General features: G+C 58.9%; 12 protein-coding genes and 1 pseudogene. 2 read left to right on the top strand and 11 right to left on the bottom strand.

The features are described 5' to 3' along the window. Positions 1–99 precede the first annotated feature (99 nt). Genes GNZ13_RS49010 through GNZ13_RS49000 form a run of 3 tightly spaced genes read right to left on the bottom strand, consistent with a single transcriptional unit; the run spans position 100 to position 4,174 of the window. On the bottom strand, positions 100–1,515 hold the full coding sequence (locus GNZ13_RS49010; RefSeq protein WP_172178601.1) for an FGGY-family carbohydrate kinase: 1,416 nt from the start codon (positions 1,513–1,515) through the stop codon (positions 100–102). A 30-nt stretch (positions 1,516–1,545) separates the two neighbouring features. Further along, entirely contained in the window at positions 1,546–2,784 is a 1,239-nt protein-coding gene (locus GNZ13_RS49005) for an NAD(P)/FAD-dependent oxidoreductase (protein WP_172178599.1), read from the bottom strand. Next, the gene (locus GNZ13_RS49000) at positions 2,777–4,174 is read right to left on the bottom strand and encodes an NAD(P)/FAD-dependent oxidoreductase (protein ID WP_328807419.1); all 1,398 of its coding nucleotides are present in this window, start codon (positions 4,172–4,174) and stop codon (positions 2,777–2,779) included. The genes GNZ13_RS49005 and GNZ13_RS49000 overlap by 8 nt, the downstream gene beginning before the upstream one ends. A gap of 206 nt (positions 4,175–4,380) precedes the next feature. Here GNZ13_RS49000 and GNZ13_RS48995 point away from each other — a divergent pair, with 206 nt between their 5' ends. Then, complete coding sequence (locus GNZ13_RS48995) at positions 4,381–5,160, top strand: DeoR/GlpR family DNA-binding transcription regulator (protein ID WP_172178595.1); 780 nt, start codon at positions 4,381–4,383, stop codon at positions 5,158–5,160. A 105-nt stretch (positions 5,161–5,265) separates the two neighbouring features. On the opposite strand, the gene GNZ13_RS48990 is transcribed toward GNZ13_RS48995, so the two are convergent. From GNZ13_RS48990 to GNZ13_RS48975, 4 genes are all read right to left on the bottom strand, one after another. Next, positions 5,266–6,402 carry an enoyl-CoA hydratase/isomerase family protein gene (locus tag GNZ13_RS48990; RefSeq protein ID WP_172178593.1) on the bottom strand — a complete coding sequence of 379 codons (1,137 nt, stop codon included), beginning with the start codon at positions 6,400–6,402 and terminating at the stop codon, positions 5,266–5,268. Then, positions 6,399–7,325, bottom strand: a complete 927-nt coding sequence (gene mmsB / locus GNZ13_RS48985; RefSeq protein ID WP_172178591.1) for a 3-hydroxyisobutyrate dehydrogenase — start codon at positions 7,323–7,325, stop codon at positions 6,399–6,401. Before mmsB ends, GNZ13_RS48990 begins: the two co-directional genes overlap by 4 nt. A 27-nt stretch (positions 7,326–7,352) precedes the next feature. Continuing rightward, positions 7,353–8,879, bottom strand: coding sequence for a CoA-acylating methylmalonate-semialdehyde dehydrogenase (locus GNZ13_RS48980; RefSeq protein ID WP_172178589.1), 1,527 nt, complete (start codon positions 8,877–8,879; stop codon positions 7,353–7,355). A gap of 150 nt (positions 8,880–9,029) precedes the next feature. Then, positions 9,030–10,343, bottom strand: coding sequence for an MFS transporter (locus GNZ13_RS48975; RefSeq protein WP_172178587.1), 1,314 nt, complete (start codon positions 10,341–10,343; stop codon positions 9,030–9,032). A gap of 139 nt (positions 10,344–10,482) precedes the next feature. On the opposite strand from GNZ13_RS48975, the gene GNZ13_RS48970 reads away from it, so the two are divergent. Next, complete coding sequence (locus GNZ13_RS48970; RefSeq protein ID WP_172178585.1) at positions 10,483–11,436, top strand: LysR family transcriptional regulator; 954 nt, start codon at positions 10,483–10,485, stop codon at positions 11,434–11,436. Positions 11,437–11,942: 506 nt separating this feature from the next. On the opposite strand, the gene GNZ13_RS48965 is transcribed toward GNZ13_RS48970, so the two are convergent. The 4 genes and pseudogenes from GNZ13_RS48965 to GNZ13_RS48950 form a co-directional block, all read right to left on the bottom strand. Next, positions 11,943–12,164, bottom strand: coding sequence for a hypothetical protein (locus GNZ13_RS48965; RefSeq protein WP_236002535.1), 222 nt, complete (start codon positions 12,162–12,164; stop codon positions 11,943–11,945). Positions 12,165–12,931: 767 nt separating this feature from the next. Continuing rightward, positions 12,932–13,033 (bottom strand): annotated as a pseudogene (locus GNZ13_RS48960) (BrnA antitoxin family protein); the annotation flags it as partial. 397 nt (positions 13,034–13,430) lie between these two features. Beyond that, positions 13,431–14,552 carry a hypothetical protein gene (locus GNZ13_RS48955; RefSeq protein WP_216675313.1) on the bottom strand — a complete coding sequence of 374 codons (1,122 nt, stop codon included), beginning with the start codon at positions 14,550–14,552 and terminating at the stop codon, positions 13,431–13,433. A gap of 44 nt (positions 14,553–14,596) precedes the next feature. Continuing rightward, positions 14,597–14,935, bottom strand: a complete 339-nt coding sequence (locus GNZ13_RS48950; RefSeq protein WP_172178579.1) for a P-II family nitrogen regulator — start codon at positions 14,933–14,935, stop codon at positions 14,597–14,599. Positions 14,936–15,759 lie beyond the last annotated feature (824 nt).

Genomic DNA, 15,759 nt, shown 5'->3' with positions numbered 1-15,759 from the left:
GATTTCGACATCAAGGAGCACACTGAAGGTTGCGCCACATCAATTAGTATAACTACATAGTTAATGAACGGAGCCACATTGCTCCGTCCTGCTTTCCTGCTATCGCCAGCCCTTCGAACGCGTCACGGCTTCGGTGAACCGGTTTTTCCACTCGTTGATTGTCGCCTTGTCTTGCCGGGGCTTGAACACGGTTGACTCGTTATTGAATCGCGGCAGCGTCGCCCCGAGTCCCATTGACGAGAGGGCCGCGCAGCCAAACGCCGTCAGTTCGTGGAATCGCTGGGTCACGATGGTGCGTTCGAGAACGTCCGCGAGAAACTGGACGAAATAGACATTTCGGCCAAGACCACCGTCAACTGACAGGCGGTCAGTGACGTTCACGCGACCGGTCATCGCCGCAATGACCTCCGACGTGCAAAGCGCGATACCCTCCAGCAGGGCCTGACACAGATCGCTTTTCGTCGTGGCTGCAGACATGCCCACCCAGAGCGCCCCAGCCGTGCGGTCCCAATGGGGGCATGCAAGGCCCGAGAGCGCAGGGACAAAAGCGAGTCCCTGAGAGATGGCAGGCGGCGTTTCGAAAGTCGAAATTTCTGAAAGATCTGAGAACAGGCCCAGCCGCCCTGCCCACTCGACCGCAGAACTGGCGTCGTAGACGCCACCATCTAGCGCGTATGTGATTTCTTTGCCGATTCTCCACGCTACCGTCGGCAGCAACCCTTGTTCCGGTGCGCGGACAATCTGAGTACCCGTCAGCGTGAGCGCAAACGCGCCGGTCCCAAAAGTAATCTTCGCATCCCCTGTTTTACGGCATCCATGGCCGTACAAGGCAGCTTGCTGGTCAACGATCGAGGCCGTAACCGGGACCGTTCCGATGCTTCCAAAGTCGCCGACCGTCGGACGGATCTCTGGTAGGCATTCGACGGGTACGTCAAACAGACGGCACAGCTCCTCGTCCCACTCACCCGTTTCAAGATTCATCAGGGACGTACGGGACGCTGTTGTCGTATCCGTGGCAAAGTGACCTGTGAGACGGTCCAGAAAATATGCATCGGTCGTTCCCAGCCGAAGCGTACCCATCTTCTTTGCCGCCTTAACGCGGTCGTTGTGCTTCAGCAGCCACGCAAGCTTTGACGCTGAGAAATATGGGTCCAGCGGCAGACCAGCTCGAGCAAGCGTAAGCTCCTCGGCACCGTCCTCCCGCAGATCTTTCAGCAAGTCCGCAGTCCGATTGTCCTGCCACACGACAACGGGCGATAACGCCTCACCCGTCTCTGCATCCCATGCGAGACAGCTTTCCCCCTGATTGTCGATGCCGATGGCATCGATCGTCCCTGCTGCTTCTATGCATGCATTGATGCTAGACAACAGCTCTTCTGGCGAATGTTCAACCCAACCTGGTTTCGGATGATGCTGCCGATGGCGCACGGAGTGAACAATGTCGGCCCCTCCGTGGCTATCGGCGACCAGAACGCGAGTGCTGGTAGTGCCTTGATCGATTGCGGCAATTCGCATAGCACCTGCTCCTCTATGACAACTCGTTTATTACAACTGCGCCTGCACTGCTATGCGAAGCGTCTCTGTGTTTTCTGGGACCTGGATCTGGTTCAGCGGAATCAGCAGTCGCCGTTCCGGCAGCAACGAGATGTTCTTCTTCCAGAGCGATTTCCCGCCCGCCGTGAGACTGAGCGTGCCGTGGGCCTCACGGTCCACACGCACCTGAAGATATTCCAGACCGCGCATGGACATCGGCAGTACAAGCCTCTGCGGCATAACGAGCTTGATGCCATCTGCGCGCTCGATCAGTGTCGTGCTACTCGTGTAGGGGATGATGCCTGCCAGGTCGTCAGCGACGATGTTGCCGATCCGCCGTCCCTCCCTAAAAGACCACCCAGCTGTTTCCAACGGACGCAGCACATTGCCGGCCGCGTAGTAGCTAGGGTCCGAGCAACGCCCGAACTGATCGACCTGCGGCCCCTTTGTACCTTGATCCAACACAAGATGACTGTTGCGTACCAGCGTTGCTTCGGGCGTGAATCGGCCTGTGAATAGAACGCCATCACATTCCACCTCGCGGGTCGATCCATCGCGCATCCGCAGGCGCACCGACTCCACACGCTTGGTGCCGCATATTTGTTCCAGATGGGTGCCGTAATGCACCGGGATGCCGCACAGGCGGGGGAACAACGCGAACGGCTTGTATGTCGTCGGTCTGTCGTTTTCTTCGATGATGCCTACCGGTTTAATGCCGGCCTTCCTGCATGTCAGCACGGAAGAAATTGCCACCAATTCGGTGCCAACGATTAACGGACGGCGAAACGGAACCAGATTGCGCAGGTAGATAAACGCCTGAAGGGCGCCCGTGTTGAAGACCCCGATTGGTCGATCGCCGGAGACCAGCCTTGCCGATCGCGGCATTTCCCGAACACCCGTGGCAAGAATGATCCGCTTTGCCGAAGCGGTCGCCCGCCCGCGCGCATCGACAATTTGAAGATGCGCGTCGGATTCCACGCCTACGACGGTGGTGCCCGTATAAATATCGACGCCATGCTCCTCGGCGTAACGAGCGAGGCGCGCGGCATAGGCGGGACCGGTGAAGATACGACCGAACTCCCTCATACCGAAGGGCGGATGCCCGCAATGTCGTGGGACTCCGCCAACGGCGGGTTCGCGCTCAATGATCGCAACCCTGGAGACTCCCCGCTTGCGCAATTCGACGGCTGCGGCGATACCGGACGGTCCTCCACCAATGACGATGACGTCCGCCTCGATTGCATTACTCATGGCTCACTCCGACCGAAAGCGGGTTCTCAAAGCGGCCCTTGGTGATTTCTGCTACGCGCGCGCTGCAGTAAAAACCCTGACAGCGTCCCATGCAGGCTCTGGTGCGGCGACGCAAGCCTCCAAAATCACGGGCAGGTACGCTGCTGTTTAGCGCCGACTCGATTTCCCTGCGCGTGACGAGCTCGCAGTGACAGACAATTTCGTTATCACCGGGACGCTCCCAGTCGCGTTCACGATGCTCCGAAAGATTGGGCATTTGCGGCCACACCGGGTTAGCCAGAGGAATTACGCGCGCACCCGCATTGCTGTATAGCCTGAACGCATGCTGCGCGAGGCCCAGCGCAGCTGTCAGGCCTGTCGAGCGGATACCTCCAAGTGTGATGTATCCACGCACGGCATCGATCTGGACGCGATATTCCTTCTTCTCGGTCGCAGGGCGAAGGCCGGCGTAAATAGCATTGACCGGTACCTCCCCTAATGCCGGTACGAGTTCCGCGGCCTTTGCAACCAGTCCTTTCAAAGTTGTTTCATCGACACCCGCATGTATCCGGTCCTCCTGCTCCTCAGCAGTCGGGCCGACAAGGACGTTTCCGAACGCTGTTCTGACAACCACCACTCCTTTGGTACGCTCCGTCGGAACAGGGAGCAGGATAGTGCGAATCAGCGACGCCGCAGGCTTGTCGAACACGACAAACTGGCCTTTTCTAGGACGGATTTCGAACGAAGCTTTGCCGAGAAACACCTGCTCCACCTGGTCACCAAAGAGACCCGCGCAATTGACGGCGAACGAGGCCCGAAACTCACCTTTTGTCGTCTGAACGATCCACTCGCCACCGACACGCGCGGCCGTCTTGACCTCTGCGTCAAATACTGCCTGCGCCCCATTCTGCACGGCCTGCGTCAGGTAACCGAGCGGCGCCGACCATGGATCAATCACATGCTCGCGCGGCACAAGAAGGCCCGCCCTGACGTTCGGGTTGATGTGCGGTTCGCGTTGCAGTATTTCTTCCCGGGTCACGCGGCGAACGTCACTGACACCATTCTCGAGAGCTTGTGCTTCAATCCCATCGAGCTTGGCGACTTCTTCGTCATTCCATGCCGCGACGATTGCTCCAGTCTCGAGCACCGCCAAGTTCATTCTTGAAACGATGGCCATGTACTCCTCGTAGCCCGCCTGCATGCAGGCAACCTCGAGGCTGCCAGGTGGCGCATCAAACCCGGTATGCAATATCGCACTGTTGCCCTTGCTTGCACCGGACAAGATATCCGCCCCTTTCTCGAGCAACAATACTCGGGCACCTTCGAGCACAAAGCGCCGCGCAACCGCACACCCGATGACCCCGGCGCCAATGACGACTACGTCAAACGACTCCGCAGGATGATTTTCCACAAAACACCTCATAAACTCGCTCAATGCCTGAACGGTAATTATAAATGCCCGAACAGTCAACAAATGAGCATACTTCTTAAGGGAAAGTCCCGATACCCGGTGCCCGAATGGCGGAAGTCGCTTGACGGAATGTCACCGGTCACGCACGATCTGCACCTGAACTTCCAACTCGTTCGCAACGGCTTCCAGAAAGGACTCCCTGAGTAATGAAACCATCGGAAAGGCACGCAGCAATCATCAAACTCGTACGTGATTCGGGTAAGGTGACGGTGGATTTCCTCGCCGACCATTTGGGCACTTCCAAGGAGACCATCCGGCGTGACTTGACCGAAATGTCGCTACGGGGGCAGTTGCGCAAGTATCACGGGGGCGCAGAGCGGCTGGATCGCGCCACGGAGGGAGAGTTTGGTGCCCGTTTGCACGAACAGGCCGACGAGAAACGCGCAATCGGGCAACTCGCTGCGTCGCTCTTTGATCGCGACGATACACTATTCATCGACACCGGCACGACGACGCTAGTCTTCGCTGAGGAACTCGCAAGCCGTCCGTCAATGACGGTTGTAACTAATTCGCTTGCGATAACACAGACGATAGCGCGAAGCCCCGAGGGTCACCGGGTTTTCCTGATAGGAGGAGAATTCCTCGAAGAGGCGGCGGAAAACGTCGGACCGCTGGCGGTTGAACAGATAGCACAGTTCACCGCGCGCGACGCAGTGATCACGGTCGGCGCGATCGATGCGACAGGCGCAATGGATTACGAACTGCGAGAAGCAGAAATTGCAAGGGCGATGATTGCTCAGGCAAGACGTGTAACCGTCATCGCGGACGAAACGAAGCTCAACAGGACGGCTCTCTTTAGGGTCTGTCAGCTAAACCAGATTCATCGCCTTGTGGTGAACTCATATCCTGAACCCCACCTCGCTGAAGTGCTGACTGCTGCGGGTGTAGAAATTCTTGTGCCGAACGGCGAACACTTGGCTGCGTAGCATGGTCGGTATCGGTCCTTGAACGTACCGTAATTGCTTTCGTCCGCAGGCAGCGGTGCACGATTAACGTGATTTGCAACTGAGCCCTTTGCGCACAAGCTTTACTTACCGACCAAGATCAGCCAACGGATGTGCGCCGTTGCGGTACGGAGCAGAAAGGAATTTGCGCACGATCGCAGGATTGACGTCTTCGATGTCTCTAAACATCCACCGCGGCGATCCATCCTTATCTACGAGCAGAGCCCGAACGCCTTCACAGAAATCACCGACTTCAATTGAGCGTGTGACAAGATCAAACTCCATTCGAAAGGAATCCGCCAAGGTCATCTGGCGGCCGCGCAGCAACGCTTCCCGAGTCACCTCGAGCATCAACGGAGAGTTGCTTCGCAGTGCAGTGTGAGTTGTCTCCAGCCATTCCCGCTCTGGTTGCGGCATTTCACCGTGCAACGCGTATTCCATCGAATCGACAATCTGTCCAACGGAAAACTGCGGAGCAAAATGACCGCGGATCAACGGCAGAAAATGTTCCAGGCGAGACGGTGGTGCGACGTTCATCGGGGAGACAAATACGTCCTTGATACTTTGTCGGATATCGCTCTGGTCGAGCATGCCGAGTCGCCTCTCAAAGCCCTCGAGCGATGCACTGGGAGCATAGACATCGGCCAGACCGCAGCTTATCGCGTCGGCCCCGGACAGCGGCAGCCCTGTCAACCCAATGTACAACTCGAGTTCAACCTCCATTCTCCCAAGAAAGTGGGTTGCGCCGACGTCAGGGATAAAACCAATGCGTGTTTCAGGCATCGCTATCCTGGTTCTCTCGGTGACGACACGCAGAAATGCGGGCTGTGCCAGTCCCATGCCTCCACCCATTGTCACACCGTCCATCAGTGCAACCAGTGGCTTCTGAAGTGCATGAAGTGCGAAGTCGAGGCGGTACTCGTCGATGAAAAAACGACGCCAGTCTGTATTGCCTGTCGTCGCCGCAAGGTACAGCGCACGCACATCTCCGCCGGCGCAAAAACCCCTCGCTCCAGTACCGAGCATTACAACGGCGATAATCTCGCGATCCATTCGACAGCGCTCGATCATCTCCGTCAGTTCGCGCACCATGTCGTGCGATAGCGCATTCAACGCCGATGGGCGGTTGAGCGTAATAATTGCGACGCGGTTAACCACACGGAACAGGATCTCGCGCTCCGCTTCCACGCTCACATCAGGCGCGGCGTTCTGCAAAGCGCTCATTGACGGGACGCCTCGGCGTTTGCGGCGTCTCCGTCCTTGCTGTCCTGACGGTAGAGCTTGATCACAGCCGAAAAGTCCAGGCGTCCCGCGCCTTTCGTGCTCATCGTCTGGTAAAGCTGCTGCGCGAGCGCGCCAAGATACACCGGTTGACGCGCGAACTTCGCGGCGTCGGTGGCAAGGCCCAGGTCCTTCAACATCAGATCGGTGCCGAAGCCGCCGGTATAACCGCGCGTGGACGGCGCGGTTTCGATCACGCCGGGCATCGGGTTATACGTATCCGAACTCCAGCAGCGGCCCGTCGAGGTATTGATAATGCCGCCCAGCACCTTCGAGTCGATGCCGAGCGCCTCGCCCAGCGACATCGCTTCGGCCACACCCGCCATCGTGATGCCAAGCACGAGGTTGTTGCAGATCTTCGCGACCTGGCCGGTGCCGGTGTCGCCGCAATGCACGATGTTCTTGCCCATCGCCGACAACACCGGTTTGACCTGCTCATACGCACTCGCGCTGCCGCCGACCATGAAGGTCAGTGTGCCCGCCGCCGCGCCGCCGGTGCCGCCCGAGACGGGCGCGTCGACGAAGGTATTACCGCGTTGCTCGGCAAGTTCGGCAAACGCCTTCACGCTCGCCGGATCGATGGTGCTCGAATCGATGATCGTCACGCCTTCCGCGATACCGGCGAAAACACCGTCATCCGCTATCAGCACGCTGCGCACGTGAGTGGCCGCGGGCAGCATCGTCACCACACATTCGACGTCGCTCACCGCGGCTTTCGGCGAACTTGCGGCGTTGGCACCCGCATCGACGAGTGTCTGAACGGCTTGCGCGCTGAGGTCGAATACGTTGACTGTGTGGCCCGCCTTCAGCAGATTGAGCGCCATCGGCGCGCCCATGTTGCCGAGTCCGATAAAGCCAATTTTCATGATGTGTTCTCCAATAGACCTGAGGGCTCAGCGCAGGCTGATCGTCGTATTGACGCCGTCGTTGACCGTGTCGTCGTCGAACCAGCGGGCGGTAACCGTCTTGGTCTGCGTGTAGAACTGCACAACCTGTTTGCCATACGGCCCGAGGTCGCCGAGTTTCGAGCCGCGCGAACCGGTAAAGCTGAAGAACGGCACCGGCACGGGAATCGGAATGTTGATACCGACCTGACCGATATCGATCTCGCTCTGGAATTTGCGTGCCGCCGCGCCGCTTTGCGTGAAGAGACCCACGCCGTTACCAAACGGATTACTGTTGACGAACGCGATCGCGTCATCGAGCGTGGCGACGCTCAGCACCACCAGCACCGGGCCGAAAATTTCCTGACGATAGATTTCCATCTCGGTGGTGACATCGGTGAAGACCGTCGGGCCGATGAAGTTACCTTGCTCGTAGCCCGGCACCTTCACGTCGCGGCCGTCGAGCGCCAGTGTTGCGCCCTCTTTCACGCCCGTTTCGATCAGGCCGAGAATGCGCTGTTTCGCGGCGCGGGAGACGACCGGGCCAATGTCCGTGTTTGGCTCGTTACCCGCGTTGACCTTCAGCGTCTTCGCCTTCTCGACCAGATCGGGCAGCCATTGCTGCGCCGCGCCAACCAGCACGATCACCGAGGTCGCCATGCAGCGCTGCCCCGCCGCACCGAAACCTGCGCCAGCCAGGGCATTCAAGGTCTGTTCGCGATTCGCATCGGGCAGCACAACCGCGTGATTCTTTGCGCCCATCATCGATTGCACGCGCTTGCCGTGTTCGCTGCCGAGGCGATAAACATGCGTGCCGACCGCCGTCGAGCCGACGAAGGAAATCGCCTTCACCAGATCGTGCGTGCAGAGCGCGTCGACCACGTCCTTGCCGCCGTGCACGACATTCAGCACGCCCTTCGGCACGCCGGCTTCGAGCGCCAGTTCGACCAGTTGCATCGTCGACAGCGGATCCTGCTCGGAAGGCTTCAGCACGAACGTATTGCCGCAGACGATCGCCATCGGGAACATCCACAGCGGGATCATCGCGGGGAAATTGAACGGCGTGATGCCGGCGCATACACCGATCGGCTGACGCAGCGTGTAGGTATCCACACCGCCCGCGACGTTCTCGGCGAACTCACCCTGCTGCAAGGTGCCGATCGAGCAGGCGTGTTCGACCACTTCGAGCCCGCGGAAAATATCGCCTTCCGCATCGGGAATCGTCTTGCCCTGCTCGGCGCTCAAGGTCTTGGCGATACGCGGTGAATGCTCGCGAATCAGCGCCTGGAACTTCAGCATGATGCGCATGCGCGCGCCGATCGGCGTGTTCTTCCAGGTGGCAAACGCGGCGTGCGCAGAGCGAATCGCCGCATCCACTTCTTCAGCGGTCGCAAACGGCACACGCGCCAGCACTTCCTGCGTCGCCGGGTTGACGATATCGCGCCACTCCTGCGATTTCGACTCGACGAACTCGCCGTTGATCAGCAGTTTCGCCGTGCTTACACCACCATTGGACGCCTGGGTTACAGCATTCATGTTTTGACTCTCTTGGTTGGGTTCGAATAGGTCCCGGCGAACGCCGGACAATAGAAAAAAGGCAGGTGATCAGTTCGCAGACCGATTGCACGCACGCCGCTGCGCTGCAGCGCGACGTGACCGCCCGGCGGTAAGATCGGCCACTCATCGCTAGTCAGCCCGTGCTCGCATCAACATCGTGCAGCTCAGCGCGACGATACCCAGCGCCACCATGTAGGCGAGCACATAGTGGGGGCGGCCGCCACCCGCTGCCAGCAAGGCAGTGGCAATCATCGGCGCGACGCCACCCCCGAGCACGCCCGCAATCTGCACCGATAACGAGATTCCGCTATAGCGAATCTCGGCGGGGAACTGAGACGCGAACAATTGCGATTCCGGAGCATAAAGAATCGGAAACACCACGCCCACGCCCAACACCATCGCCCACCAGACGGTTTCCGGATTGCGCGTTCCGAGCATGGCAAAGAACGGCGCCGCAAACAGGCACATGATGACAAGGCCAATCAGGAACAGACGTTTCTGGCCAATGCGATCGCTCAGATAACCGCAAAACGGCATTGTGAAAAGCGACAGGACTGCACCCGCGGTGATTGCATGCAGGATGGCCGCCTTGGGAACCTTCAGTTGGTTAGCCGCATACGCTAGCGCAAAGGCGACGACCAGATAGAACCACGTGTTCTCTGCAGTGCGTGCGCCGATGATGATCAGCAACTCGCGTGGATGCCGCCGCAATGCTTCGAGTATCGGCGCCTTGACGGGTGCCCCAAGCGCTTTTACACGTTCAAAGTCCGGCGATTCAGGAACACGCACGCGAATGACCCAGCCGACGATGACTAACGCGATGCTGGCGAGAAACGGGATTCGCCAACCCCATGCCAGCAGGTCGGCCTCCGGCAACGCAGTCACGGCGGCCATGGCCAGCGAAGACAGGATCAGTCCGAAGCCCACCCCTGTTTGCGGCAGGCTGCCAAAAAAGCCCTTGCGTCCGGGCGGCGCATGCTCCACCGCCATCAGCACGGCTCCGCCCCATTCGCCCCCGACCGCCATGCCTTGCAGAAAGCGCATCGCGACGAGCAGTCCTGCAGCCCAGTAACCGATGCTCTGATAGGAGGGAATCAAACCGATCACCATGCTCGGAATGCCCATCATCAGCAGCGTGACAAGCAGCATCGACTTGCGTCCAATCCGGTCGCCGAAGTGGCCGAATACGATGCCGCCCATAGGCCGCCCGATGAAGCCCACGCCGTAGGTCGCAAACGCGGCCAGCGTACCGAGGATGGGATCGAGCGTCGGAAAGAAGATCTTGTTGAACACCAGCGCAGCAGCGGTGCCGTACAGGAAGAAGTCATACCATTCGATGGTGGTGCCAGCCATGCTGGCCCATCCTGCGATCAGGTAATCCCTGGCACGCTTCGGTAGCGGCGCGGCAACTGCCGCCCCGTCGGGAGTCGATTGCATCTGCATCCTGTTTGTCTCCGGTATTTTTTAGTCGGCCACCGGCGCGGATAGAGTCGGCGCCCTGAGCCGCGGTTGTTCCAGCGGCATGCGACCGAGTATAGTTATTCGAATATCCACAGCATAGGGACGAAAAAGCCCATCCGATATGCAAAAAAACACAAGCGTAAGACTGGAGCACCTGAACTGGGACGACATGCGCTACTTCCTCGAAGTAGCGCGTACCCAGCGTGCGAGCGCCGCAGCGAAACGTCTAGGGGTCGATCACACGACGGTCGCTCGCCGTGTCAGGGAACTCGAAGCAGCGCTCCGAACGGTGCTGTTCGATAAGTCGCGCGCAGGTGGCTTCGTGTTGACGCCGGAGGGGCAACGCCTGCTTTCATACGCCGACGCTATGGAGACGACTGTGCAGTCCGCCAGCGATCAGTTCACAAGCGGCGCGCAAACCCTCTCCGGACATGTAAGGATCGGATCCACCGAAGGCTTCGGTTGCTTTGTCCTGGCGCCGCAGCTTGCGCGTTTTACGGACCGGCATCCCGACGTTTCGATCGATCTCCTGCCCGTGCCGCACTTCGTCAGTTTGTCCAAACGGGAAGCGGACCTGGCCATCACGCTTGAGCGCCCCGAGCGCGGCCAATACGTCTATACGAAGCTGTGTGACTACCGGCTCAGACTGTACGGCACACAGGACTATCTGCAGCGCCATGAGCACATCGGTTCCGTGGTCGACCTGCGGCGTCACGCGTTCATCGACTACGTAGCGGATCTCGCGTTCAGCCACGAACTGCTCTATCTGAACCGAACCATTCCCGACGTTACGGCCAGTCTGTGCAGCACGAGCGTCATTGCGCACTACCATGCAGCGCTGCAAGGGAACGCACTAGCCATCCTTCCGTGCTTCATGGCCGCCCCCAATCCACAACTGGTCCCGATTCTGAGTGACGAAATCGTGGTCACGCGCCATTTCTGGCTGAGCAGTCGCGAGGATCTGCGCAAGCTGCGCCGCATCACAGCGCTGTGGGACTACATGCGCGCCGCCGCAGATGCAAACCGATCGTTGCTATTGGGGGAATCGGCCGAAATGCAATTCATCGATGCTTGATGGATCGGCGGCTTCGCAACCGACTGTTGAAGTTCGTTAATTATTGTCTCTTGCACGAGACGTGTGAGAGCCGATCACTGACGCTGAATACAGGTGAACTGCACTTCCGCCTTCGGGAAGTTGCCGAACAGGAAGGGGGGGTCCGCTTCGCGCGTACTGGTCGACACAGTGCTGATTTGCCTCCCGCAAGGCGTCAGCCTTCAGGTTTCCAGAACCACTAAATCCGGTTGCAGCCTGCCGCGACACCATGAAGTTGCCTTGTCCCATCGGGACCACGCCCGAGTTTGCAGCGCATCCGGCAAGCATTAGCGCGCCGATAAGCATTAGTCGCTTCATGTTCTTCTGATGGTCGTTAAGGGATGGCCATTACCGAGCAGCGCGAGTGTATCAGTGTCCTGCGGAGGACACGCTGACGTGGTGAAGTTTCGGCGATACGGTTGTGTGCGTCAGCCTTGCCGACGTCGTGGTTCGATCGAGATCGAGGCGGTTCCAGTGACCGGGGATCGCTAGTCCGAGACGAACACCGCAATGGCCCTTGGATGGTCCAGCTCGAATGCGTCCACGCGTCCCGCGCGGACGTCGAGGATCAAGCGCTCAATCAAGTCGAGTTGTCGCATCTCAAATTCGACGTCGCCGCTCTGCGCGGCCTCAACCCGTGCCGACCATTCGCGACGATGCCTTAACAAAAACAGCACTGCGCTTGCGCGCTGCATGAATAACCGGTCCATTTCAATTGCCGACGTCTTTCAATCGAGCCGGCACGATAGCACGCTTGGGGCAGATCGTACCTGTCGCCACGGCAAGGCTAACGGCGCGGCAGACGTGCGTGATTGCTATTCGGGTCCCGTAGAAGCTCACCCTTAGGCCTCTCAGTCGTAGCTTTTCCGCGCATTCTGCAAAAAACAGTAGCTTATAGTTCCCATCCGACTCTGCATTTAACACTCAGCGGCTTTTTACTCCAACGGAGAACTATCGATGGACGTGGGCGACTTCTTTACAAAGGTTGATGAGAAACTTCAAAAAGGGCCCAGGTAGTGACGGCCACGGCGCAGAGCGTTGCCGCCGAAAACGGCGCCTTCTTGAAAGAGGTGTCCGCACGGCTAGTGCCGCTGGTTGACGAGTACAAGGCCAAGCTCATGAAACGTGGTATCCGTGTTGAGGTCCCGGACTATGATTCGGGAATCTCAGTGAAGCTCTACTACAAGGACGGGGGGCATCATGGCCTGAATTTTTGCGGTACCCTTGATCGCAATAGATTGAAAATCACGTCGTCGGCGACGAACGACGACGGTCTGAACTTTACTTCGACGACCGGTATTACTACGATCGCGCGAGTTGGCAGGACAGTATCTTCGAGACCGCACTGCAAAAGTGCATCGAAGATTTCCTGTTTTATGCCGATCGGCATGGTGGACTCTGAATTAAACTCGTGTCTTCGTTGGATACGGCGATGACGTACGAGCATTAACGCGCTCCGCCGGTGGCCTAGTCCACCTCATGCCGGTTTTATCGGGTGCTCCTTCAGATAGGTCCGCAGGGCGTCGTTCATGCGGGTCTGCCAGCCGTCGCCGGTCGCACGGAATGCATCGAGCATGTTGTTGCAGTTCGTCAATTCCGCTAATGGTGTTCACGGCGAAGCTAATGATGTCCATAGTTTCTGCTAGCGGGGCCGCCGACCACCAGCGCCTACTGACTACCTGACACGGATGGTCGCGCGCAGTGCGATAGCTCTATCGCCGTAATGCAAGTACGGAATGTGGCTGCTCTGCCGAACGCCGCCTAAAGTGCCATAATGTAGGCCGTTTTCACTCTGGGCATCGGAACGGGCCTCGTCCGAAGATAGAGACATGACCGCCGATATTTACTCTCGCCCCTGCACTATCCCTGCCTGTCTGCCGCGCACCCGGGCCGCCGCATTAGCAGAAATAGAGAACACGTCGAACGCGCTAGATTCCTTGACTGAATTGATTTCGTAGCGATTGAGTCAAGCTTTTCTACGCGGCGATTTTCGCTTCATCGCACCATGTGTTGACGGCCTGTTGGGCGGTGCGGAAGCTGCGTTGCAAGGACGCTGGTGAGGCCGCAGGTGCCTGGGGGCTGACCAGTGCGAGGCCGGGCCGCAAGATGCGCGAGTACACGCGTGTATAGAACAGGGCCGTCTGCAACCCCAGGTCCGTGAGGTGGTAGCGGTGGGTCCTGGGGATCCGCTTGATGAGGCCATGCAGGCGCAGGCGCCGCAGCTCGTAGCTCATGCGCCCCGGCGTGACGTCCTCGGCATGTAGCCCCAGCAGCACGGCATAGTCCTGGCGCAGGTCCCGATTGGTAAAGCCGCGTGCGACGAAGACGAACATCACCAGTGCATGCAGCAGGGCCTGGACGTTCGGGTCGGCAAAGCGCAGCGCGGGTGCACGCTGCCCGTTAACGTGGCGCGGACGCTGCAGGTCCTGGAACGCGTCTTCGCCCAATGCGCAGTCGTGGCTGATCTGCTCGATCTCGAGCATGCGCCGGTTGGCGGCAAAGCCGATGCGGCGCAACTCGGGCAGGTTGCGCAGCAGTCGTCCGACGCCGAAGTCGCGGGTGTCGTTGATGGTGGTCTCGGTACGCAGCGCCTGGCCCTCCTTGTGGTACTGCTTGATGCGTGAACGCTTGTAGTCCACATGCAGCGAAGGGGTGACCCCTTCGGTAATCACCCGGGTGCGAAAGCGCCCCGGGGTGCGCCGGTTGACGCGGCGATCGAAGATCAGTTGCACCTGGCCCGGGCGTCCCAGGTCCAGGTTCTCGCGGATGACCTGCTCGAAGAAGATGCGGCCCGTCACGGGGCGATCAAGTACCTGGGTCAGCGCGAACTCGGCCTGCAGGATCGACAGCGCGTAGCGGTAGCCCGCGGTCCGGTCGTGCCGGTCGAAGGGATGGGGCAGGCGCGCCAGCCACTTGCGCAGCAGCCGGTCGATCTTCCTGTCGTCCAGTCCATCGCAGATGCGCTGCAGCGCCTTGGGGTCTTCGCACGAGAGGATGCCGTTGTCGAGCGCCTCGAAGGCGATGCCGCGCTTGCGCAACTTGATACCGCCCGCGAGCAGCGAACCGGCCATCAGCAAGGACATCATTAATTTGCGCATCTTTCGTTTCCTCTTGTCACTATCTGTGTCCCTATCTTTTGGTATTACAGAGCGTCCGCGCCGGTCTCCCCGGTGCGAATCCGAATCACCTGCTCGATCGGCGTGACGAAAATCTTGCCGTCGCCGATCTTGCCGGTACGTGCCGCGCGTTCGAGCGCCTCGATCGCCTGGTCGACGATGTCGTCCGAGACTGCCGCCTCGATCTTCACCTTCGGCAGGAAATCGACGACGTATTCAGCGCCGCGATACAGCTCCGTGTGGCCCTTCTGACGACCGAATCCTTTGACTTCCGTCACCGTGATGCCTGAGACGCCGATCGCCGACAAGGCTTCGCGGGCGTCATCGAGCATGAACGGCTTGATGATTGTGGTAATGAGTTTCATGGACTCCTCAGCTATAGATTGTCCAGCACAAAATCCATCTATGAATCTGCGTTCCTCTCTTTCCGGGAGTAACCAAGAGCAACTGCCATGCCAGCCAGATCACAATCTACGAAAGAACTGTCAGCGGTAAATCGTCTAGCCCCGATGGGCCGTCAGCATGATTGAGGCAACCCTTGCATCTATGCGTCGAGCATCTGATCCCGGACATAAGTTAGGCGGATGTAGTCCCGGCACGTTCATGTTGACGACGCCTCATTTGACATTCATATCGCACTACAGACTAATGTCTGAAACGGTGCACCCGCACCGGAACTAACCACAGCCAGGATACGATGACCTAGGAAGGGGCATTCGCCACACAATATCTTTGCAATCACCTTTCGCACAAAGATATCTGAACTGTAACTACGACCAACTCAGATGCGAAACACGCCGACTACGCTGTCTCCGTGGCAGCTGCCTGGGTAGCCAGAGCATGCTGACACCTGCATTGACGAAGGCGATTCGAGCAACCCGATTCAGTCGAACCCGAGGTGTACGCTGTGAAGCATTGCGTCCGGCCGGACGTGGTTGCAATTTTTTTCCGGTACGATGATCGAGCGTGGCACGTGTCCCCCCTGAAGCTGGACGCGTAACAATAGAAGCATATGCAAGCGTGGGATGATGACATATCGAACAGGGGCGCATAACGGAAAACGGGCTATTTCAAAAGTGGAGTGGGTAATGCGGCTTACGAGGCATGTGGGTTGAAGGCTGAGAAGTCGAGCTTTCCGGCGATGAGGAACAGCACAGTCCGCATGGTTTTGAAGCTGGCGTACCCGCGC

The organism is Paraburkholderia elongata (assembly GCF_013177735.1).
Classification (GTDB): Bacteria; Pseudomonadota; Gammaproteobacteria; order Burkholderiales; family Burkholderiaceae; genus Paraburkholderia; species Paraburkholderia elongata.
This window is presented reverse-complemented; position numbering and strand designations above follow the sequence as displayed.

Bases quoted from the DNA above. Each gene is read 5' to 3' on its own strand.
- GNZ13_RS48970 (WP_172178585.1), top strand. From the start codon at position 10,483: ATGCAAAAAAACACAAGCGTAAGACTGGAGCACCTGAACTGGGACGAC.
- GNZ13_RS48990 (WP_172178593.1), bottom strand. From the start codon at position 6,402: ATGAGCGCTTTGCAGAACGCCGCGCCTGATGTGAGCGTGGAAGCGGAG.
- mmsB (WP_172178591.1), bottom strand. From the start codon at position 7,325: ATGAAAATTGGCTTTATCGGACTCGGCAACATGGGCGCGCCGATGGCG.
- GNZ13_RS48995 (WP_172178595.1), top strand. From the start codon at position 4,381: ATGAAACCATCGGAAAGGCACGCAGCAATCATCAAACTCGTACGTGAT.
- GNZ13_RS48975 (WP_172178587.1), bottom strand. From the start codon at position 10,343: ATGCAGATGCAATCGACTCCCGACGGGGCGGCAGTTGCCGCGCCGCTA.
- GNZ13_RS49010 (WP_172178601.1), bottom strand. From the start codon at position 1,515: ATGCGAATTGCCGCAATCGATCAAGGCACTACCAGCACTCGCGTTCTG.
- GNZ13_RS49005 (WP_172178599.1), bottom strand. From the start codon at position 2,784: ATGAGTAATGCAATCGAGGCGGACGTCATCGTCATTGGTGGAGGACCG.
- GNZ13_RS48955 (WP_216675313.1), bottom strand. From the start codon at position 14,552: ATGCGCAAATTAATGATGTCCTTGCTGATGGCCGGTTCGCTGCTCGCG.
- GNZ13_RS48950 (WP_172178579.1), bottom strand. From the start codon at position 14,935: ATGAAACTCATTACCACAATCATCAAGCCGTTCATGCTCGATGACGCC.
- GNZ13_RS48965 (WP_236002535.1), bottom strand. From the start codon at position 12,164: ATGGACCGGTTATTCATGCAGCGCGCAAGCGCAGTGCTGTTTTTGTTA.
- GNZ13_RS48980 (WP_172178589.1), bottom strand. From the start codon at position 8,879: ATGAATGCTGTAACCCAGGCGTCCAATGGTGGTGTAAGCACGGCGAAA.